The organism is Chryseobacterium sp. MA9 (genome assembly GCF_024399315.1).
Taxonomy (GTDB): Bacteria; Bacteroidota; Bacteroidia; order Flavobacteriales; family Weeksellaceae; genus Chryseobacterium.
Genome location: NZ_CP075170.1, coordinates 2,489,074 through 2,510,561, shown reverse-complemented (window position 1 = coordinate 2,510,561; position 21,488 = coordinate 2,489,074). Strand labels below are relative to the sequence as shown.

The 21,488-nt window shown below is 36.0% G+C and carries 18 protein-coding genes; 6 read left to right on the top strand and 12 right to left on the bottom strand.

Annotated features, from left to right (window positions below):
* The first annotated feature begins 30 nt into the window (after nucleotides 1-30).
* Together KIK00_RS11410 and KIK00_RS11405 are read left to right on the top strand one after the other, a co-directional pair.
* Nucleotides 31-1,248 carry a type IX secretion system plug protein domain-containing protein gene (locus tag KIK00_RS11410; protein ID WP_255812536.1) on the top strand — a complete coding sequence of 406 codons (1,218 nt, stop codon included), beginning with the start codon at nucleotides 31-33 and terminating at the stop codon, nucleotides 1,246-1,248.
* Between the two features lie 365 nt (nucleotides 1,249-1,613).
* Nucleotides 1,614-3,566: a M4 family metallopeptidase gene (locus KIK00_RS11405; RefSeq protein ID WP_255812535.1), complete on the top strand. Its 1,953-nt coding sequence runs from the start codon at nucleotides 1,614-1,616 to the stop codon at nucleotides 3,564-3,566.
* 79 nt (nucleotides 3,567-3,645) lie between these two features.
* Here KIK00_RS11405 and hemH read toward each other — a convergent pair whose 3' ends face one another.
* From hemH to KIK00_RS11390, 3 genes are read right to left on the bottom strand one after another with little or no spacing between them, the layout of a single operon-like run.
* A complete protein-coding gene (gene hemH, locus KIK00_RS11400; RefSeq protein ID WP_255812534.1) occupies nucleotides 3,646-4,674 on the bottom strand; it encodes a ferrochelatase in 1,029 nt (342 codons plus the stop codon).
* Between the two features lie 15 nt (nucleotides 4,675-4,689).
* A complete protein-coding gene (locus KIK00_RS11395) occupies nucleotides 4,690-5,217 on the bottom strand; it encodes an NADPH-dependent FMN reductase (RefSeq protein ID WP_255812533.1) in 528 nt (175 codons plus the stop codon).
* 11 nt (nucleotides 5,218-5,228) lie between these two features.
* The gene (locus KIK00_RS11390; RefSeq protein WP_255812532.1) at nucleotides 5,229-6,107 is read right to left on the bottom strand and encodes a NifU family protein; all 879 of its coding nucleotides are present in this window, start codon (nucleotides 6,105-6,107) and stop codon (nucleotides 5,229-5,231) included.
* Between the two features lie 167 nt (nucleotides 6,108-6,274).
* Between KIK00_RS11390 and KIK00_RS11385 the strand changes: the two genes are divergently transcribed.
* On the top strand, nucleotides 6,275-6,811 hold the full coding sequence (locus tag KIK00_RS11385; protein ID WP_047378983.1) for a gamma carbonic anhydrase family protein: 537 nt from the start codon (nucleotides 6,275-6,277) through the stop codon (nucleotides 6,809-6,811).
* A 166-nt stretch (nucleotides 6,812-6,977) separates the two neighbouring features.
* On the opposite strand, the gene KIK00_RS11380 is transcribed toward KIK00_RS11385, so the two are convergent.
* Nucleotides 6,978-7,430 (bottom strand): hypothetical protein, encoded by a 453-nt coding sequence (locus KIK00_RS11380; protein WP_255812531.1) that lies wholly within the window; start codon nucleotides 7,428-7,430, stop codon nucleotides 6,978-6,980.
* Between the two features lie 81 nt (nucleotides 7,431-7,511).
* Between KIK00_RS11380 and KIK00_RS11375 the strand changes: the two genes are divergently transcribed.
* Nucleotides 7,512-9,638, top strand: a complete 2,127-nt coding sequence (locus tag KIK00_RS11375) for a helix-turn-helix domain-containing protein (RefSeq protein ID WP_255812530.1) — start codon at nucleotides 7,512-7,514, stop codon at nucleotides 9,636-9,638.
* A gap of 35 nt (nucleotides 9,639-9,673) precedes the next feature.
* Here KIK00_RS11375 and KIK00_RS11370 read toward each other — a convergent pair whose 3' ends face one another.
* The 3 genes from KIK00_RS11370 to KIK00_RS11360 form a co-directional block, all read right to left on the bottom strand.
* The gene (locus KIK00_RS11370) at nucleotides 9,674-10,522 is read right to left on the bottom strand and encodes a M12 family metallopeptidase (RefSeq protein WP_255812529.1); all 849 of its coding nucleotides are present in this window, start codon (nucleotides 10,520-10,522) and stop codon (nucleotides 9,674-9,676) included.
* A 166-nt stretch (nucleotides 10,523-10,688) separates the two neighbouring features.
* Nucleotides 10,689-11,126 carry a hypothetical protein gene (locus KIK00_RS11365; RefSeq protein WP_255812528.1) on the bottom strand — a complete coding sequence of 146 codons (438 nt, stop codon included), beginning with the start codon at nucleotides 11,124-11,126 and terminating at the stop codon, nucleotides 10,689-10,691.
* A complete protein-coding gene (locus KIK00_RS11360) occupies nucleotides 11,126-11,581 on the bottom strand; it encodes a hypothetical protein (RefSeq protein ID WP_255812527.1) in 456 nt (151 codons plus the stop codon). Before KIK00_RS11360 ends, KIK00_RS11365 begins: the two co-directional genes overlap by 1 nt.
* A 187-nt stretch (nucleotides 11,582-11,768) precedes the next feature.
* Between KIK00_RS11360 and KIK00_RS11355 the strand changes: the two genes are divergently transcribed.
* Entirely contained in the window at nucleotides 11,769-12,773 is a 1,005-nt protein-coding gene (locus KIK00_RS11355; protein WP_255816645.1) for an LLM class flavin-dependent oxidoreductase, read from the top strand.
* Nucleotides 12,774-12,841: 68 nt separating this feature from the next.
* The gene (gene ribB, locus KIK00_RS11350) at nucleotides 12,842-13,963 is read left to right on the top strand and encodes a 3,4-dihydroxy-2-butanone-4-phosphate synthase (protein ID WP_255816644.1); all 1,122 of its coding nucleotides are present in this window, start codon (nucleotides 12,842-12,844) and stop codon (nucleotides 13,961-13,963) included.
* A gap of 93 nt (nucleotides 13,964-14,056) precedes the next feature.
* Here the strand turns inward: ribB and fmt are convergent, their stop codons facing one another.
* The 5 genes from fmt to KIK00_RS11325 form a co-directional block, all read right to left on the bottom strand.
* Nucleotides 14,057-15,004: a methionyl-tRNA formyltransferase gene (gene fmt / locus KIK00_RS11345; protein WP_255816643.1), complete on the bottom strand. Its 948-nt coding sequence runs from the start codon at nucleotides 15,002-15,004 to the stop codon at nucleotides 14,057-14,059.
* 148 nt (nucleotides 15,005-15,152) lie between these two features.
* On the bottom strand, nucleotides 15,153-17,057 hold the full coding sequence (locus KIK00_RS11340) for an ATP-dependent DNA helicase RecQ (protein ID WP_255816642.1): 1,905 nt from the start codon (nucleotides 17,055-17,057) through the stop codon (nucleotides 15,153-15,155).
* Between the two features lie 76 nt (nucleotides 17,058-17,133).
* Entirely contained in the window at nucleotides 17,134-18,573 is a 1,440-nt protein-coding gene (locus tag KIK00_RS11335) for an OmpA family protein (RefSeq protein ID WP_255816641.1), read from the bottom strand.
* A 212-nt stretch (nucleotides 18,574-18,785) separates the two neighbouring features.
* Nucleotides 18,786-20,315 carry an OmpA family protein gene (locus KIK00_RS11330; protein ID WP_255816640.1) on the bottom strand — a complete coding sequence of 510 codons (1,530 nt, stop codon included), beginning with the start codon at nucleotides 20,313-20,315 and terminating at the stop codon, nucleotides 18,786-18,788.
* A gap of 50 nt (nucleotides 20,316-20,365) precedes the next feature.
* Nucleotides 20,366-21,481: an OmpA family protein gene (locus KIK00_RS11325; protein WP_255816639.1), complete on the bottom strand. Its 1,116-nt coding sequence runs from the start codon at nucleotides 21,479-21,481 to the stop codon at nucleotides 20,366-20,368.
* Nucleotides 21,482-21,488 lie beyond the last annotated feature (7 nt).

Here is a 21,488-nt window from a genome sequence, read left to right as displayed (position 1 = left end):
AAATGGCTATTTTTCGTTATCTTCGTCATAATGAAAACTTTGCGAATACTCTTACTTTCTTTGAGCGGACTGGTTTTTGGACAAAATATCCAAAGTGTTCAGCTGTTCAACCCTCAGACCAATGATGAAACCCCGGTTATCAAGATTGGTGAACAGTTGGTTCTGGGCTTTGATGATCTTACAAATGGCAGTCAGATCTATAGATATACATTCAAACATTATGACAGAAACTGGAATGATGATAATCTGTTTTTTACAGAATTTGCTGCAGGAAGTATGAATGCGCTTCTGGATCAGTTTCAGTATTCTTTCAATACTTTACAGGCTTATACTCACTATAAACTTGTTTTTCCGAATGATAAAATCCAGCTGAAAATTTCAGGGAATTATGAACTGATTGTTTACAAAGATTCTGCAGATCAGCCTCTTTTCAAAAAAAGATTTTATCTGGTTGAAGATGCAACATCTCTAGGTTTAAATATTTCAAGATTTGCAGATGCAAAAAATCCTAACCTTAACCAAAGGGTAGAAGTGAATGTTACTCCGAAAGGAGGAGATATTTCTTCCAATGTCAATTCAATCACTATGAATGTGATGCAGAATAACAACCCAAATATGGTTATCTCTAATCTGAAACCAAGCAGTGTTTTAGGAAATCAGGTGCTTTTCCAACAGATGAATCTTACATTTCCTGGAGATAATGAGTTTTATTATTTCGATAATAAAAATATGAATATGGCCGCCGATATGGTACGTGTTACCGAAATAAAAGATGATGTTAACCAGACGTATCTGCATCCGGTATGGGCATTTCCTTTAAATTACCAATATCAGCCGGATGTCAACGGAGCATGGTATTACAGAAGAAATGATTTAGGTAGAGAAAGAGATGCAGAAAGAGAAGCTGACTATTCATGGGTACATTTCTACCTGGAGTCGGATCCGGTAGATAAAGAGATTTATGTATTGGGTGGATTTAATAATTTTAAGCCAGGCAAAGAAAATCAGATGCAGTATGATGCAGCTACCAAGCAGTATGTGGCTAGAATATTCCTGAAACAAGGGTTTTATAATTATGTCTTGGTGACAAAAGATGGAAACGGATTGAACTTCGGTGAAGTAAATGGTAATTTCTGGCAGACGGAAAATCTTTACCAGGCATTTCTTTATTATGCACCTTTCGGAAGAAATTATGATGGTTTGATGGGATATGGTGAATTCAGAACACCAATTGCCAATAAAAGATAAATCAGACTTGATATCTTCTGCATAAAAATATACCTATTATTTGGGACTGTCTCTTAAGATGGTCCTTATTTTTTTGCAATTTTGAAAATATCAGACTTTAAAATATCAAATTAGGATTAATTTTTTTTGATTATAATGCACTGCATAGTGAAAAAAAATAATTCACAAAATTTTGATTTTAATTAAATATTTTAATTTAAAAATTATATTGCAGAAAAATTATATTTAAATATTTTTCTTTGTTTTAAAATCATTATTATGTTTTATTTACTGATTAATAATATCTATTGAATTTTATTCATGGTTTATGTTGTTTTATTGAAGAAAGTTTATAAATTCGTCAACACAATCAACCAAATATTATTATGAATACGAAATTTATCTTAGTGGCAAGCGTTGCTGCCTGCTCTTTTGTTTTTGCACAAAACACACCATCCAAATTGATTCCGGGTAAAATCGGATTACATGCAGACTTTATGCGATTTGAAAAAAATGCACCTAGTTTCGAGGGAAGTCTTGTTTTATTTGACGAAGCGTCTCAGAGACTTTCTCCGGGGCAAGCTCGTAAACTGGGCTTGGAAAAAGATGCATTAGGCTTTGAAACTCAAAGATTTCAGCAGACCGTAAATGATATTCCTGTAGAATACGGAATGATGGCAGTACAGACAAAAGACGGTAAAATAGTAGGACAGTCAGGAAAATGGGTTCTTAAAGTTCCGAAAGGACTTGACAAAAATGCCAGCCTTGCTGAAAATGCTGCTTTACAGAGTGCTTTGGCATTTGTGGGAGCGGAATCCTATAAATGGAAAAATAAAGAAGAGGAAGATTTTCTTAAAAAAGAAACAGGTGATCCCAATGCAAGCTATGCTCCTAAAGGTGAATTAGTTTATTATTCAGATCCTGATGATGACAGGCTGAATGATTTAAGGCTAGCCTATAAATTTAATATCTATGCTGAAAAACCATTAAGCAGACAATATGTTTTTGTAGATGCAAAGAACGGAAAAGTATTGGGAGTAGATGCTATTATTCATGAGGTGAACAGCCCGGGGACGGCAACTACAGGATATAGCGGAACCCGTAATATAACTACAGATTCTTATAACGGAAGCTATCGTTTAAGAGAAACAGGAAGAAATGGGGGAACAGCCGTGGAAACTTATAACCTAAAAAAAGGAACCAGTTATGCTTCTGCTGTAGATTTTACAGATACAGACAATAACTGGAATAATGTCAATACCAATAAAGATCAATATGCTACAGATGCCCATTGGGGAGCAGAAATGACAGTGGATTATTTTTATACAAAATATGGACGTAAGAGTATTGATAATAATAATTTCGCTATTAAATCTTATGTTCATTATTCTACCAACTACTTTAATGCATTTTGGGATGGCTCCAGAATGACTTATGGTGATGGCAGCTCTACAACAAACGGCGGGAAACCTTTAACAGCAATAGACGTTTGTGGTCATGAAATTACGCACGGTCTAACTTCCAAAACGGCTAATCTTGCTTATCAGAGAGAATCAGGAGCTTTAAATGAAGGGTTCTCAGATATCTTCGGAAATACGATTGAACGCTGGGCAAGACCTACCCAGGCAAGCTGGACATTGGGAGAAGATTTCAATTATGTAATCAGAAACATGGCTAATCCTAATGCTTACAGCCAGCCTGATACTTACATGGGAACTTACTGGAAAACAACTACAACTTCAGGTTGTGTAACTCCAAGTCAATCTAATGATTATTGTGGGGTTCATACCAATTCAGGAGTACTTAATTTCTGGTATTATTTGTTAGTAACCGGAGGATCAGGTACGAATGATAAAGGATTTGCTTATAATGTTTCAGGAATCGGACTTGATAAGGCAGGTGCTATTGCTTACAGAACATTGACAACTTATCTGACTTCATCATCCAATTATGCAAACGCAAGAACCTATTCTCTACAGGCAGCAGCAGATCTGTATGGAGCTGGAAGCAATGAAGTAACACAGGTTACCAATGCATGGAATGCTGTAGGTGTAGGTGGCGGAACTTCAGCAGCAGGAAAAGTAGCTGCAACAGAAACACCACTTTATACTATAAGCCCAAATCCTGCAACTGACAGATTCACTGTAAACTTTGAAGGTAAAGCTGGAAAAGGAATTGTAGAACTGGTAAGTCTGACTGGTAAAAAAGAAATTTCAGAAAAGGTTGAGATGACAGATGGTATCAATAAGCTGAACATCCAATTGCCTTCCAATATGCTTCCAGGAGTATATGTGGTAACAGTAAACGGACAGAAAGCCGGAAACCTTATTAAAAAGTAAACACCAAATTTTTAATATATTCAACAAAAAGGCCGCAAGTTAATTCTTGTGGCCTTTTGTATATTTTGAGTAAAGTAAACTATACCAGATAAAAATCATTCAGTTTTTCTTCACAAAGTATTTTTACTACATCAATCCATCGGTCTTCATCATTCAGACAGGGAATATAATGGAAATTCTCTCCACCTCCGTGCATGAACTGTTCTTTTCCTTCTACAGAAATTTCTTCCAGAGTCTCAAGACAGTCAGAAACGAAAGCCGGGCACACAATGGCCAGGTTTTTTATTCCTTTTTTACCAATTGTTTCCAGTGTTTCATCGGTATATGGTTCAATCCATTTATCTTTTCCTAATCTTGACTGGAAAGAAACAATAGTTTTTTCTTTAGGCAGATTCAATTTATCAATGACAAGCTGTGTTGTTTTATAACATTGATGACGGTAGCAGAACTGATGACTTGGATTGTCTTCTCGGGAACAACAGTCATTAAGATTACAGGTCTTGGTAGGGTCTGTCTTATAAATATGTCTTTCCGGAACACCATGGTAAGAAAACTGCAGGGCATCAAAATTTTCAGGAAGTTTCTCTTTAATACTCTCTGCCAGGCAGTTGATATAAATATCCCTGTTATAGAAAGGCTGAATATAATTGATCTTTACTTTTGGAAATTTCTTCTTTCTAACTTCTTCTGCTTTTTCAATCACCGTTTCCGTTGTACTCATGGCATATTGAGGATATAAAGGAAAAAGAACGATTTCAGTGATTCCCTGATCTACCAGTTTCTGAATACCAGTTTCAATACTCGGTTCAGCATATCTCATTCCGATTTCCACCGGTACATCTACTACCTTTTGCAGTTTTTTCTGAATCTGTTCAGTAATAACAATCAGTGGAGAACCCTTATCTGTCCAGACTGTTTTATAGGCTTCAGCAGATTTTGCAGGTCTTGTTTTCAGGATGATTCCCTGTACAAGAAGAGCACGGAAGATCCAGCGGTAATCAATCACTCTTTCGTCCATCAAAAATTCATCAAGATATTCCTTTACGTCGTTTACGGAGGTTGATCTCGGCGATCCGAGGTTGACCAGTAAAATTCCTTTCTTATTCAATATTCTAATTTTTAATTATGAAACAGAGGTTGTAAAATCTGCTGCTAATTTTAATACTTTAGCAAAGGTATTACTTTCAAGTAAGCCATTGCTGTCAAATTTGCCTTTTATCCCTTTTATTAATGCCTGATGTTTATCATCCACTGCTGCGCCAAGAGTTTTTAAAATTAATAATAACTCTTCATGGCCCTTTTCTCCACTGGCTGAAGCAGTAATCACGGCTACAGGCTTTTCAGAAAACACGGTTGTAGAAACACACCATTCCAGCATATTTTTTAATCTGCCAGGAATGCTGAAAATATATTCGGGAGTAGAAAATATAACTCCTGATGAATTTTTAATATCTTCCCTCATCTTCAAGACCTCTTCAGGAGTATTCTCATCCGTTAAGGCAGTATCAAAATGAGGAAGAACAGAAAGATTATCATACATCTGAAAATCTGTATTTTCCATCTTTTCCAGAACCTGTTCCATCAGTCTCTGATTGCTGGAATTCTCTGAAGCACTTCCAATAATGACTACAATTTTCTTTCCCTGGGGCATTTCAGTTATTATTATCCGTTTACAGCTTCCACTCTTTCTACTAAATCAGGAACGAATTGTTTTAAAATATTTTCAATTCCGTTTTTCAAAGTAGCTGTAGAACTTGGGCAGCCTGAACAAGCCCCCTGTAGAAGCATTTTTGCGGTTTTGCTCTCCTGGTCATATTCCATCAATGAAATCTTTCCACCATCATTTTCCACTGCAGGAGCCACATATTCATTTAAAATGTCAGAAATTTTCTGCTCATCTTCCGTATAATCTCTGTTGATAATCTTTTCAACAGGATTTTCGTGTTTCTGTGGTTCTATTTTAGAGATTTCACCTCCGTTTTGAAGATACTCGGCAATAAGTGCACGAACAGTCATCATCACCTGGTGCCATTCTACAGAATTATCTCTGGTAACAGCTACAAAATTATCAGAAATGAAAACTTCTTTTGTAAATTCAAATTCTTTAAAGATTGCCTGTGCCAAAGGAACTTCCTCAGCAGCTTCAATAGATTTTACTTCCACAAAACCATCCATCAGTAACTTGCTTGATACAAATTTCATTACATTAGGATTCGGAGTCATTTCAGCATAGATCTGATACATTTCTTTTTTCTTTTGAAGGTAAATTCTTGGGTTGGCCAATAATTCATCCTCAATCACATTTTTCAGACTTTCAGCTACATGTTCCCATTCTATGGTATCCTGTTTTGCCACAGCTACAAAATTAGCCGTTATGAAAATTCTTTCCACAAATGGATAATTGAAAAGCTCCTGTGCCAAAGGAATTTCTGAAATATCTGAATTTCTGTCCAACTCTAAAGACCCCGGAATGAGATTGTAATCTGCAACAAATTTCATTACTTTCGGGTTTTCGGTAGGTTCTATAAGTACGGTACGCATTTTTTCGTTAAATTTGAGATACAAAAATACGCATTAGAAGTTAGAAGCTGAAAATTGAGAGTTAGATTTTTGCTATCACTGTAATTTAGAAGTTAGATACCAGAGATTGTAAGGCAGAAAATCATCATTTTCAATTGGGCATATTTTCAAATTTTCAAATTAATATTATGGCACTTATAAAAGAACTTTTAGGAAAAGCACCACAGATTGGAGAGAACACTTTTTTAGCAGAAACTGCTACCATTATTGGTGATGTTACGATGGGAAGAGACTGCAGCGTTTGGTATAATGCTGTGATCAGAGGCGATGTTCACTATATAAAAATGGGTGATAAGGTAAATGTTCAGGATAACGCAATGCTTCATTGTACCTATCAGAAACATCCGCTGAATATCGGAAATAATGTTTCTATTGGACATAACGCAATCGTTCATGGGTGTACCATTAAAGATAATGTTCTGATCGGGATGGGTGCTATTGTAATGGATGACTGTTTGGTGGAAGAAAATTCTATTGTAGGAGCAGGTTCTGTAGTAACTCAGGGAACTCATATCAAATCAGGAGAAGTCTGGGGTGGAGTTCCTGCAAAAAAGATCAAAGATATTAATGCTCAGTTACTGGAAGGAGAAGTAAACAGAATTGCAGATAACTATGTAAAATACTCATCGTGGTATAAGGAGAATGTAAAAGATCATCAATTCTAGCCTGTCAAGTGAATAGTCAATTTGCCGTGCTTGTCAATTTTTTTAATACAAAATTTACCATTCACTTGCGAAGCAAAATTCACTATTGACCCACTTTAAATGAATATAAAAGCTCCGTCCTGAGACAGAGCTTTTTTCGATTTGATATAGAACCTTTGTTTTATAGTTAATTAATGTCTGGAGTGATCAGTCTGATCTTTCCCTGAATACATTTTAAAGATGTAGGAGGTGTGATCATTACACAATCAGACATGATATTATATTTTTCATTAAAAGTTTTTACTTTTTCTGTATAATCGTTTACCCTCTGTAAGAAAGCAGTTTCTATTTTTTTTGGATAAGCAATATACTGCTGAGGTCCGCCACAGGATTTTGCTCCCATAGGAGCAAATGCCCATTCACTGGCATCTGTACATTTTTCTCCGGACACTTCAGACTCAATAGAAGCTTTTAATTTATCAAGCTGTGCCTGCTCATACTTCTGGCTGTCTTCATCAGGAGGTCTGTCTGCGATATCAACAGGAAGATTGGTATTTGCATTTTTGGATGTGTTACAGGAAACCAAAGTTAATGTAGTACATAATACTATTATCGGGAAACGTAAGAATAATTTTTTCACAATAAACTTTTTTCTTTTTAAGAATTTTCAAAACTTATGCCAAGGTAAGAAATTCAATTCATTTCCGTATTTTTGACAACGATGAACAATCATTTTTTTGACTTAATAGAATATACAAACAGAAGTGTTTTTCTGACCGGGAAAGCCGGAACAGGTAAAACGACGTTTCTCAATGATTTTGTAAGACGTACAAAGAAAAAACATATTGTAGTAGCTCCCACAGGAATTGCTGCAATCAATGCGGGAGGAGTTACAATTCACTCCATGTTTGGACTGCCGTTGAGAACTTTTCTTCCTACAACGGAAAGAATAGACACCAGTTTGGCTAATAATATTGCCGATCTGATGCCCCATTTCAAATACCGTAAAGATAAACTGAAACTTCTGAGAGAAGTTGAGATCATTATCATTGATGAGGTTTCAATGTTGAGGGCTGATGTTCTGGATATGATGGATTTTTCTTTAAGATTTATCAGAAGGAATAATCAAAGGTTCGGTGGTGTGCAGATGCTGTTCATTGGGGATTTGTTTCAACTGCCGCCTGTGGTAAGGGATGAGCATATTCTGAAAATGTATTACAATTCACCTTTCTTTTTTGACAGCCATGCCATCAAGGAAATCCCGATTGTTACCATTGAACTGACAAAAGTTTACAGACAGTCTGATCAGGAATTTCTTGCAATACTGAATGCTATCCGTGACGGTGATGTGGATAATATAGATTTTAACTACCTCAACGAAAGATACGATCCTGATTTTGATATGGGGAAAGAATCTTACGTATACCTGTGTTCTCACAACAAAATGGCTGATGAAATCAACCTGGAAAAACTGGCGGAGATAAAAGTAGACCCTCAAACTTATGAAGCTAAACTTGTAGGTGATTTTAAAGAAAACCAGTTTCCAAACGAACAGTTTTTAGAATTGAAAATTGGAGCTCAGATCATGTTTATCCGAAATGATATTTCCGGAGAAAAGAAATATTTCAACGGAAAATTGGGAGAGATCATTGGATTGGATGAAAATGAAATTCGTGTTGTTCTGGACGAAAGTGAAACGGAAATTGTGGTTAAAAGAGAAACCTGGGAACAGAAAAAATATTTCCTTGATACCGATAAAAATATCCAGGAAGAAGTATTGGGAAGTTTTGAACAATTTCCTATTAAGCTCGCTTGGGCTGTTACGATCCATAAAAGTCAGGGACTTACGTTTGATAAAGTAATTATTGATGCCGGAAAAAGTTTTACTGCCGGGCAGGTATATGTGGCTTTATCCCGTTGCAGAACATTGGAAGGAATTGTTTTAAAATCAAAAATTACCCCTGAAGTTATTTTCAAGGATAACAGGATTTTGCATTTTCATAGCGATACTATTGCCAATGACAACGTAGAAGCTATTCTGAATCAGGAAAAATATGACTACAGCATCAGAAAAGTACTTCGTACTCTTGATTGTACATGGTTTTTAAAAGAAGTAGAAGAGTGGAACAACCTGTCTATTGTGACCAAGAATATAGATCATGCCAAGACTAAACAGCTTTATCTTCAGTTGAAACATGAAGTGGTAAATCTTGGAAAAATCTTTGAAAAACTGGAACGAATCATTTTCCAGAAAATCAATAATTTTATTGAAAAGAAAGAAGACTGGTCCGAAATTGAAAGTAAAGCAAAGGGAGCAGTTAATTTCTTCTTTACAGAAACCAGAAATAAAATTTTCGATCCTTTGAAAGAGTTTTATGCTGAAATAAAAGGAGCGAAAGGCTTAAAGCAATATAACGAGGAATTCAAAAACTGGCTGGAAGATATTGAAGAATACCTGAATAGCTTAAGAGATATTTATCTTTTGGAAACTAAACTTTTAGATGAAAAAAATGATAAAGAAATCAATCTGAAAATAACTAAAGTTCCGTCTCAGGTTTTAACCTTTCAGTTGTTTGAGCAAGGAAAGACCATAGGAGAAATTGCTTTGGAAAGAGGTTTGGTGAAAGAAACGGTTATTGGCCATCTTGCCAAATTTGCAGAACAGGGATTGCTGGATATCTCAAGAGTGATTACTTCAGATAAGATCAAAGCTTTTGAAGATGAGTTTTACAAAAATCCTCATGAAACGCTGACTGAGTGGAAAAGCGCACTGCCTAGTCATTTTGAATTTAATGAAATCAGGATTCTGATCAATCATTATAATTATAAAAAAGAAAAGAACTCATAAGAGTTCTTTTTTTGATTGATAGGTAGTTCTTAAAATTAAGGATACATGGCATTGATGGTATTGATATCTCCGGTAGTAAATCCGGTTCTGTTATAAGTGAAATTGCTGTTATCAGCTCTGGTAATCGTTGGTAAACCATTTTTAGAATAAGAGGTCGGCCAATACATCATCACAGAATTAATATTAAACGGACCGATATCTGTTCCGGAATTATAAATATTGAAATTATAAGATTGTCCGTTTTGAATATTGTTCCACAGGATTTTTACATATTGATCTCTGTCTTTACGCGTATGCTCATGGTAAAGTCCTACTGTATGCCCCATTTCATGAATTACTGATCCTACAGAGATATATTGATCTAAAGAAACTGTCTGTTTTCCACCCTGATAGCCGATGTGAGCCCAGCCGTCTGATCCTGATGAACTTCCGAAAATAAATTCTACATAGTTAGACTGATTCGTGCGGTAAATCCATTGAGTATTGGTTTTATTGTTATACTCGCTGATTGCAGAATTGATTTTATTGACGTTGATAGAACCCATATTGCTGGCAATGGTGTAATAAATTTTACCACTTGGCCATCTTGAATAGCTGGCGCCGCCTTTATTAACTTCGTTACCTTCTGATAATTGTTTGTCGGTAAGAACAATATCTCCCTGGAAAAAATTCATTCCGTTTTTTCTTTCATAGGTGATTTCCTGGCCGTTCAATTGTCCTTTTTTTACATTCTCTGCGTTGAATGCATTGGTTTGAGCTTCAGAAGTAATTTCTTCATTGTTTTTACTGCAGGATGCTAAAGTTGCAGCAATAAGAAAACTTATAAAGACAGTTTTTCCTGTCAGCATCTGCTTGTAAAACAGGCTGTTTGTTTTTTTGTTCATATTAAAGTTTTTAAAAATTTGGTATACGAATATAATGAATATGTCTCTTTTTATTGAATTATTTTTGTTAAAATATACTTATTCGTATTGTTTATTTTAAAAATCACTTAAACGAAAACCTGTAAAATAAAAAAGGGTTCTGAAAATGTTCAAAACCCTTTTATTTTTATTCGTTTAGCATATCTTGATTGACTCTGTAACCAACGATTTTTATGTCCCCTTCTTTGTTCTTTTCTAAAGTAAAAGATTCTTCTGTTTTCTTAGTCCCTCTTTTTACATTGTACACAAAGAAGTATTGACTTCGTGCATTACTTCCCTTCACAACCATTGTTTCCCATTTGGCAAGATTATATTCTTCAACAGGACCAATCGCATTGACTGTATTCATAAGTTTTACAAGTTTTTCTTTATCGGTCACCTCAAAAAACTTTTCACCAAATAACTTATAAATATCATCCGGATTTTTTCCATAACGAAGTTCCCAATAAAATTTTATGGGAATTTTTTCACCATCTGTTTTGTCAGACTCTCTGTCTTTATAAAATTGATTGTAAGAACAGCTTATTAAAAGGAATGATAAAAGGAGCAAATAAATATTCTTCATTAAACTTTGGTATCTAAAATTAATTTTCTTCGGTTGTTATCATAAAAAGTAGCATGATAACTTTCGTCTCTGAATTCAGTTTCTGTATTTTCTATTTCATTAAATAAGTTTTTGTCTGTCTGGGAAAATTCAACAATTTCAAAATATTTTTCATCAATATAGTTGAAGTCTACAAGTTCCAGATAATCATTAATGGAACTTTTATCAATCATAATTTTTCCACCACCAAACTGGTGCCTGTTCTGACCATTTTTCTTAACGCCGGACACCCAATATTCTTCTCCCGTTTCTATATCAAAATGATTAGCATTGATTCCTGGCCTTTTGAGCTTTTTGAGTGCCTTGTTATCGAAATAAACAGTTTGCCCTGATTTTGAAAATTCAACAAAACCAATCCATGCCGGACCGTGATGTCCAGAGGATTTGTTTTCGATATACATTATTTTTGCTTTCATGGTTTTTTATGTTACGCAATTTACTCAAAAATCGTATAAATAAAATCAGATAAAGAAAAATTGAAATGCAATAGTTTTTCCCTGAATTAAGCGATCGGTTTTATTAATTACAAAAAGTAACTAATGCAGTTTTTATGTTTTAAATTTGTATGGTTTTTTGAGACCAACGAAAAATAAACATCTCAATATGAAAAATTTTGAAATTTCTGTTTTAGATCTTGCCCCCGTAAAGCAGGATAAAAGCATTCATGATACTTTTCAGGACAGCTTATCATTAGCTAATCACGCTGAAAATTTAAATTATAAAAGATTCTGGCTGGCCGAGCATCACAATATGGAAAGTATAGCAAGTTCTGCAACTTCAGTTTTAATTGGGTTTATTGCCAACGGAACGAAGAAAATCAGAGTAGGGTCAGGAGGAATTATGCTTCCCAACCACAGTTCTCTGATTATAGCAGAGCAGTTCGGTACTTTAGAATCACTTTTCCCGGGAAGAATAGATCTTGGTGTAGGAAGGGCACCTGGAACTGACGGATTGACGGCTCAGGCCTTGGGAAGAAATCCAGCTATTATTAATGAACAGTTTCCAAGACAGATTCTGGAACTTCAGCGTTATTTTTCTAAGGAAAATTCAGATGCTATGGTTCGTGCTATTCCCGGAGAAGGACTGGATATTCCAATCTATATTCTGGGATCAAGTACAGATAGCGCATGGCTTGCTGCGGAACTGGGTTTACCCTATGCGTTTGCAGGACATTTTGCTCCGGAACAGATGGAAATGGCTTTTAAAATATACAGAGAGCATTTTGAACCTTCACAATATCTGGATAAACCTTATGTCATTGCCTGTGTAAATGGTGTGGCAGCAGAAACTTTGGAGGAGGCTCACAAAATCTCTACGACTTTATTCCAGGCCTTCATCAACATCGTAAGAAATGACAGAAAACCTTTTGCACCACCTGTTGATGATATGGACGAAATCTGGTCACCAATGGAAAAATCCATGGTTTTACAAAAACTCAGATATACTTTTATCGGAGATCAGGCAGAAATTCAGGAAAAGCTTAAAAATTTCCAGGAAAAATTCCAGGTGGATGAACTGATGATCAACTCTCATATCTATGACCATCAGAAACGATTGAGATCTTACGAAATTTTCAGAGAGGCAGTTTACTCTTTATCCAAAGCGTAATAAACCCTTTATAATTAATTGGAAGATGCTTATTTTTATGAGTATCTTTGCAAAAATAAAAAGTAAAAATGTCCGATATTAAATTAAATACTATTCCAGAGGCTATAGAAGACCTTAAAAATGGTAAAATAATCATAGTAGTAGATGATGAAGACAGAGAAAATGAAGGAGATTTTCTTTGTGCAGCAGAGTTGACAACACCGGAAATTATCAATTTTATGGCTCTTCACGGAAGAGGGCTTATTTGTATGCCACTTCCTGAAAAAAGATGTGATGAGCTTGGACTTGAAGTGATGGTAAGCAGAAGCAGCGATCCTAAAGAAACAGCTTTTACGGTATCAGTTGACCTTTTAGGAAACGGAACATCTACAGGAATTTCTGCAGGAGACAGAGCAAAAACGATTTTAGCACTGATGGATGAAAAATCCAAACCTACAGACTTTATGAGACCTGGGCACATTTTCCCGCTTCGTGCAAGAAAAGGTGGAGTATTGAAAAGAGCCGGACATACTGAAGCTGCTATTGACCTTACCCATTTATCAGGTTTGAAAGAAGGAGGAGTGATCTGTGAGATCATGAATGAAGATGGTACCATGTCCCGTCTTCCTGAACTTCATGCATTTGCTCAAAAGCATGATATGAAGATTGTTTCCATTGAAGATCTGATCCATTATCAGCTTAAAAAAGGAAACCTGGTTGAAAGACTTGAAGAGAAGAAGGTAAAAACGCACTACGGCGATTTTGATTTTTATGCTTTCAGAGAAACTTCCAATGACCAGATCCACTTTGCCCTGACAAAAGGAGCATGGACAGTAGACGAGCCGGTTTTGGTGAGAGTACAGTCTTCAGATTCTTATTTTGATGTATTGACAAGATTGAACAACGGAGAAAAGCCATTATTGGAAAAAGTAACCGGTATGGTAAATGAAGCAGGAAAAGGAGCTATTATCTTCATCAATAACGTTTCTAATTCTGAAAATACACTGAGAAAACTTCAGCAGTTCCTGAACTATCAGGATGGTCAGGAGCAGCATCCTACTTTAGCATACAATTACAGAGACTACGGAATTGGAACACAGATCTTAAAGAATTTAGGAATCAACAAGTTCAAAGTAATCACTCAAAACCCTAATATTAAGCCTCAGGTTGGAGGATATGATGTAGAGGTTACTGAGATGGTACAACTATAATTAATGAATAGTCAAGGATAATTTTGACTGTTTACAAAATAAAAAAGGTTTAGAATTTTCTAAACCTTTTTTATTTATGATGATGTAAATTCTTTAGTTTAATGAGATTCCCTCAAAATTTCGGAAACCATTCAGAAAATCTTTCACAGTCATTCTTTTCTTACCTTCTAATTGAAGCTCCAGCGGGTAATACACTCCGTCCTGAGTATAAATTTTAAACTCATTCTTTGAAATATCTAAAGTTCCTGCAGGTTTCCCATGATCAGAAAGTTCAAATTTACCTCCGAATATTTTTAATCCTTTTTCTTCGTTTTCAATTTTTAAAGTAGTGAAGGCTGCAGGGTAAGGAGACATTCCCAGAATAAACTGATGAACGGTTTTTGAAGATTGATCCCACTTGATTCTGGTATCCTCCTTGAAAATTTTATAAGCATTTTTAGGGTGTTCTACCTGTGGCTGAGGTTTTTCTTCAATGGCATTTTCAGCCAGGCCATCTAATGTTTTAACCACTAGTCCAGCACCCACTTCCATAAGTCTGTCGTGAAGACTTCCTGCATTTTCATCAGGTAAGATTTCTAATTCCTGCTGAAGAAGAATATTTCCTTCGTCAATTTTTTCATTAATAAAAAAAGTAGTCGCACCTGATTTTTTTTCACCGTTGATTACTGCATAATTGATAGGTGCAGCTCCTCTGTAATCCGGTAGTAAAGAGGCATGAAGATTGAAGGTACCCATTTTAGGCATTTCAAAAAGAACTTTAGGCATCATTCTGAAAGCTACCACTACAAAAACATCAGCATCCAGTTTTCTAAGTTCTTCTAAGAACTCTGGATTTCTCAATTTTTCCGGCTGAAAAACAGGAATATTGTTTTCTTCCGCATAGATTTTTACAGGGGATTGATGTATTTTCTGCCCACGTCCACTTGCTTTATCAGCTACAGTTACAACGCCTACCACCTGATGGTGAGATTGATGGATTGCCTCCAAAGAAGTTTTTGCAAACTCAGGAGTCCCTAAAAAAACGACTTTCAATGATTTCATACTGCAAAGATAAGTTTTTGATCTGAGAGTCGGAAGGTGTTAGAGTTTGAGGATCGGAGAGCTTTTAGAGATAAGATTAGTGCATTTATTTTTTTATCTAAAAATCCCTTCTTGCCAGACTATGCTTATTATTACTTATTGCTCATTATTAATGATTCAACTCATACGTTCTGAAGTTCAGCATTCTTACCTTTCCGGAATCTAAAAGGAAAATAAGGTTTTCTAAGATATTTTCTTTAGAATGATAACTCAGCTGTATAGAAAGCTCTTCAATCGTTGCCGGTTTTTTAGCTAATAAATTAACGATCTGCTGAGAAATATTCTTACCAAACATAGACTGTTTATTTTTTTCACAAACAGAACACTGGCCACAGTTTTTTGATTTTTTTTCACCAAAATAAGATAGGATAAGTTTCATTTTACAGTATTCATTATTCTCTACATAAAATTTCATCTCTTCCCATTTCTGGATTTTATTTCTCTGAATATGTTCAAATAATTTCCAATAAGCACTATTCACTGCTCTCTCATCACGGGGTTTCAGGAATTTAATACTGGAAAGTGCACCATCAATATATTCAAGATAATTCTTTTGCTGTAGTTCCTTAAGACGTTCTTTGATCAAAGGGACACTGACATTGATTTTATTGCTTACCTGCTGCTCACTGAACATTACTTTGTGGGTGGTGATACCGGATACCGTACGGAAAAGAAGCTCCATGAAATAAGCATCTTTTTGTGGCAACTGATCTATTTCATCAGCTTTGATAAAAAGTTCGAGCGAAGACAGGCTTTTATTTTCATTGTAATAGATAATTTCCTGGTTGTGCAGAAAATTGAGTATGTTGTTGATTTTAGCTTTCGATAGTTTTGTAAAATTCTGTATACCAAGAGTATTGAGCTGAAATGTTTTTTCAGGAAGTTCAAATTCTGCTACCTGAAAAATAGAGTAGAGGTAGCTGATGATTTTTAAAAATTCTGCTTTGTTGGGAATTTGATTTTTTAAGATCTGATCAAAATTCAGGAGTTCCTGTTTATTCCAAAGCATGAAGGCAAAACTGTCTTTTCCATCTCTTCCGGCTCTTCCGATTTCCTGATAATAGTTTTCCAGAGAGGCGGCGGGGGAATAGTGGATTACAAATCGTACATTATCTTTATCTATACCCATTCCAAAGGCATTGGTAGAAATAAGGACATGATTGTCACTGTTGTTCCAAAGATTCTGTCTGGCGTTTTTTTCTTTGGTTGTTAAGCCTGCATGAAAATAATCTACATTTTTCAGTTGATTTTTTTTCAAAAATTCTGTCAGCAGTTCAGCTTCTTTTCTGGTTCTTACATATACGATTCCGGAATCGTTACTATATTTTAAAATATCAAAAACACGTTGGAATTTATCAGATACTTCATCTGTAAATATTTTGATATTCTCTCTCTTAAAACTTTTTTGGAAAACAAAAGGTTTCCTCAGTTCCAGTTTATTTTTGATTTCTTCCAGAACTTTTGGTGTTGCAGTTGCAGTCAGGGCAAGGCAGGGTATCTCAGGATTGTTACTTCTGAATCCTTTAATATTCTGATAACTTGGCCGGAAATCCTGTCCCCATTCTGAGATACAGTGAGCTTCATCAACTGCAATAAAGGATAACTGAATTTCCTGCATGTTCTGAATAAACTGAGTATTGGTAAGTCTTTCAGGAGAAACATAGAGTAATTTGGTAAGGCCTTCTTTGCAGCGGTCATAAATTGTTTCAGCATCATATTCATCCAGTTCAGAAGAAAGATACTCTGCTTCTATACCACGGGATTTAAGCTGGTTTACCTGATCTTTCATCAATGCAAGTAATGGAGAAACTACCAGGCAGGTTCCTTCTTTCAATAAAGCAGGCAACTGATAGCATAGCGATTTTCCTGCTCCTGTGGGTAACAGAACCAAGGTGTCTTTTTCATTAACGACAGCATTAATAATTTCTTCCTGAGCATCTCTGAATTCGGTATAACCCCAGAAATACTTTAGAGTATCATATTTGAGTTTTTGAAAATCCTGCGGCGAAATCATGTTGTAAAAATAAGGAAAGTATTATGACAAAAAAAGTCACGCCAAGCGTGACTTTCATATAATATAAATAAGTTTATTATTTAGCTTCGAAGTATACTCTTCTGTTGGCTCTGTTTTTCCATTCAGGGCACTTCGTTGCTGGTTCACACTCAGGGTATTTAAGGTCTTTTTCACCTCTTCCAATTGCCTGTAGTTTATCTGCTTGAACACCGTTTTTGATCAGATAGCTCTTAACGTTGTTTGCTCTTCTTTCAGATAGTTTTTGGTTGTAAGCGTCAGAAGCTCTAGTATCAGTAGCTCCGATTACACTATAAGAACCATTTGAAGAATTAATATAGTTTACAGCATTATTTAAGATTGGAGTGTTTGAAGGTAAAATTCTGTCAGAATTTAAATCAAATTCAATTCCTTCCAATTTAGTTTCTGTTTCTACTACAGGTCCTGTTGTTGCTACAGGACATCCGTTGTTTTCAACAGGTCCAGGAACAGTTACACACTTGTCGTAAAGGTCAATTACACCATCAAGGTCTGTATCAAGAGCAACTCCGGCACCATCCACTCTTGCTCCTGCAGGAGTGTCAAGTTGTCTGTCCCAATCATCACATACCCCGTCGTTATCAGCATCTCCTTTTTTACATACTTCGATATCCTGGTTTTTATTAGCCAGTACATCCAGTTTGTAATAGATTTCCTGAAGCGGATCATGCCACATTAGGTGAGATTCGTGTTTTCCTAATTTTACGGAAACCCCTAAAGTTGCATTGAAGAAGTTGTCAGAAACCTGCTCAGAACGCTTGTTGATAGCGCTGTAAGCATCACCGCCACCATCAAATTCATCATCACCGGTTACTACGTACATTAATCTACCTTCAATATCGATTCTTCTGTTCACTTTAAACTTCAGACCTGTACCAGCCTGCATGAACATAGATCCTAATTGGAAAGGCTTAACTTCTGTCATCAACCTCTGTTTGTTGCTTCCGTCTTTCTGGTATGCTCTGTAAGCGATAGTACCGATACCTGCATATCCATGAAGAGCCCATCTGTAAGGAGAATGATTATCAACTCTTCTTAATAAATTAGAAAAGTTAATGTCTCCTAAGATTGAGATAGCATCATACTGAGTTCTAGCTCCCACTGCTGTTGCATCAGGTGCTGCATTTTTAGTATTGAACCATCCTTGTCTGGTTTCACCTTTGTCATACTGTAGATTGATTCCGAAAGCATGAGTAATTGCTTTATCAATACTTAGATAGGCTGAATATCCAAAAAGGTTCTTACCGTTACCATTTTTGATTGAAGTCAAATCTGCTGACTGAAGAAGTGGAACTCCAACCCCTGCAGAGATAGACCAATCGTTAAATCTTTTAGATTGGCTGGTGAAAGGGGAAACATTAGCAGATCCCGAAGAAAATGTATTAGGGTATTCTCCTTTTGAAACTGCCGTTGAGTCTTGTGCATAAGTGGCAGAAGGAATTGCCAGAGCAAATGCTACAATTGCTAAACTTAATTTCATAGTGTTATTTTTTTAAGTTAAGTTATTTTAAATGATTTTTTACGCCAAAAAGCGATTTTTTGTTATTTTTTTTCAAATCAAACTAGTTGATTTTTAATGTGTTTCATACTACTATCCTGAAAATAATGATAAAGGTATGTAAAATAATTCGTAGTAGAAAAAAAATAAACCGAAAAGAAATAATTCTTTTCGGTTTTGGTGTATTATAAAAATTATTTCTTCTTTTTCTTAGCAGGTACTTTTTTTACTGCTTTTTTTACAGGCGCATCTTCATAGTCTTTCTTTTTGATGGAATCCCATTCTGACGTTTCTATAAATCTTACCGTAACTTTTCTATCTGCCATTCTTTCAGCATCTGAAGCAGATGCAGGAATAGTTGCTTCAGCAGAACCTACACCTCTTGATTTCAGTACATTTTCATTGATCCCTCTGGTTTCCAGAGCTCCTACAACAGCGGCGGCTCTTTCTTTAGACAGTCTTAAGTTGTAAGCTGCATTTCCTTTGATATCGGTATGTCCTGTTAACAAATAGTTACCTCCATTTTCTTTAATAATTGAAGCAGCCAGATCCAATTTTTCATTAGATTCAGGTCTGATAGTCGCTTTATTAAAATTGAAGTAAATATCTTTAAGGGTTTTCTCTATTTCTACAGCAGTTTCTTTATTGTCTTTTTTAACGATAGGACATCCGTTGTTTTCAACAGGTCCTGGAACCGTTACACATTTGTCGTAAAGATCGATTACACCATCAAGGTCAGCATCAAGCGCAACTCCGGCACCGTCCACTCTTGCTCCTGCGGGAGTGTCAAGCTGTCTGTCCCAATCGTCGCATACCCCGTCATTATCAGCATCTCCTTTTTTACATACTTCGATATCCTGATTTTTATTAGCCAGCACATCCAGTTTGTAATAGATCTCCTGAAGTGGGTCATGCCACATTAGGTGAGACTCATGTTTTCCTAATTTGAAAGAAAGACCTAAAGTTGCATTGAAGAAGTTGTCAGAAACCTGCTCAGAACGCTTATTGATAGCACTGTAAGCATCACCGCCGCCATCAAATTCGTCGTCACCAGTTACAACATACATTAATCTTCCTTCAATATCAATTCTTCTGTTCACTTTAAACTTCAGACCTGTACCAGCCTGCATGAACATAGAACCTAATTGGAAAGGTTTAACTTCTGTCATTAAGGCCTGCTTTCCGTTACCAGCTTTCTGGTATGCTCTGTACGCGATTGTACCAATACCAGCATATCCATGAAGAGCCCATCTGTAAGGAGAGTGGTTGTCAACTCTTCTTAATAGATTAGAGAAGTTGATGTCTCCTAAGATTGAAATTGCATCATACTGGGTTCTTGCTCCAACTGCTGATGCATCAGGTGCTGCATTTTTAGTATTGAACCATCCTTGTCTGGTTTCACCTTTGTCATATTGTAAATTGATTCCGAAAGCATGAGTAATTGCTTTATCAATACTTACATAGGCTGAATATCCAAAAAGGTTTTTACCGTTACCATTTTTGATTGAAGTCAAATCTGCTGACTGAAGAAGTGGAACTCCAGCTCCTACTGAAACAGACCAATCGTTGAATCTTTTAGACTGGTTGGTAAATGGGGAAACATTAGCAGATCCCGAAGAAAATGTATTAGGGTATTCTCCTTTTGAAACTGCCGTTGAGTCTTGTGCATAAGTAGCAGAAGGAATTGCCAAAGCAAATGCTACAATTGCTAAACTTAATTTCATCGTGTATTATTATTTGATTTCTTTTGAAAAAGAATTTTTAGACTTGTTAATTATTTGTTTGGACATCCGTTATTTTCAACAGGTCCTGGTACAGTTACACACTTATCATAAAGGTCAATAACTCCGTCAAGGTCCATATCTAAAGCAACTCCGGCACCATCTACTCTTGCTCCTGCAGGAGTGTCAAGCTGTCTGTCCCAATCATCACATACTCCATCATTATCAGCATCTCCTTTTTCGCAAACAACAAGATCTGTTGATGCATTTTCAAGAACACTGGTTCTGTAGTAAGCTTCCTGAAGTGGGTCATGCCATGCAAGGTGAGATAGCTGCTTTCCTAATTTGAAAGATAATCCTAAACTTACTGTCCAGGCATTATCTGATCTTCTTGAATTTAGCATGTTATATTTTGAACCTGGTGTAGAAGGATCATAATCATTAGGATCTGCCCATCCGCCACCATCGAACTCATCATCACCACTGATGATGTACATAGTTCTTGCTTCAACGTCAATAAGTTTTGAAACATTATATTTTATTCCTACACCTCCCTGATAAAAGATAGAATTGATATCGATATCCTGTTTAATGAATAAAGGGGCTCTTCTTGGAGTAGTGCTCCATCTGAATTCATCATTATCATGTAATGATGTTCTGAATCCTTGAACTCCAATTCCCATATATCCATGGAAAGCCCATCTGTATGGAGAATGGTTGTCTACTCTTCTGAATAAGTTTGAGAAGTTGATATCCCCTAATAAAGAGATGTTGTCAAATTGTGTTGTTGCAGTAGCTACTCCTGATTTTACACCTGCAGCACCGGGAAGCTGGGCTGTCTGTTTCGTTTCTCCTCTCATATACATAAGGCTTAGCCCGAATGCATGTGTGATTTGTTTGTCAACGCTTACATACGCATTGTAACCCCAATTAGTCTTATCCTTGCGGATAGATTTTAAATCGGAGTGAACCATAAATGCAGGACCTCCTCCGACAGAAATAGACCAGTCTCTGAAACGTCTGGCTTTATTGTCAAAGGGTTGTACATTAGCGGAGCCTGAGGAGAATGTATTAGGGTACTCTGTGGAAGAGTTTACTGTAGTGCTGCTATTCTGTGCGAAAGCTGCAATTGGCAATGTAGTAGCCAATAATAATAAACCTAATTTCATACAATAT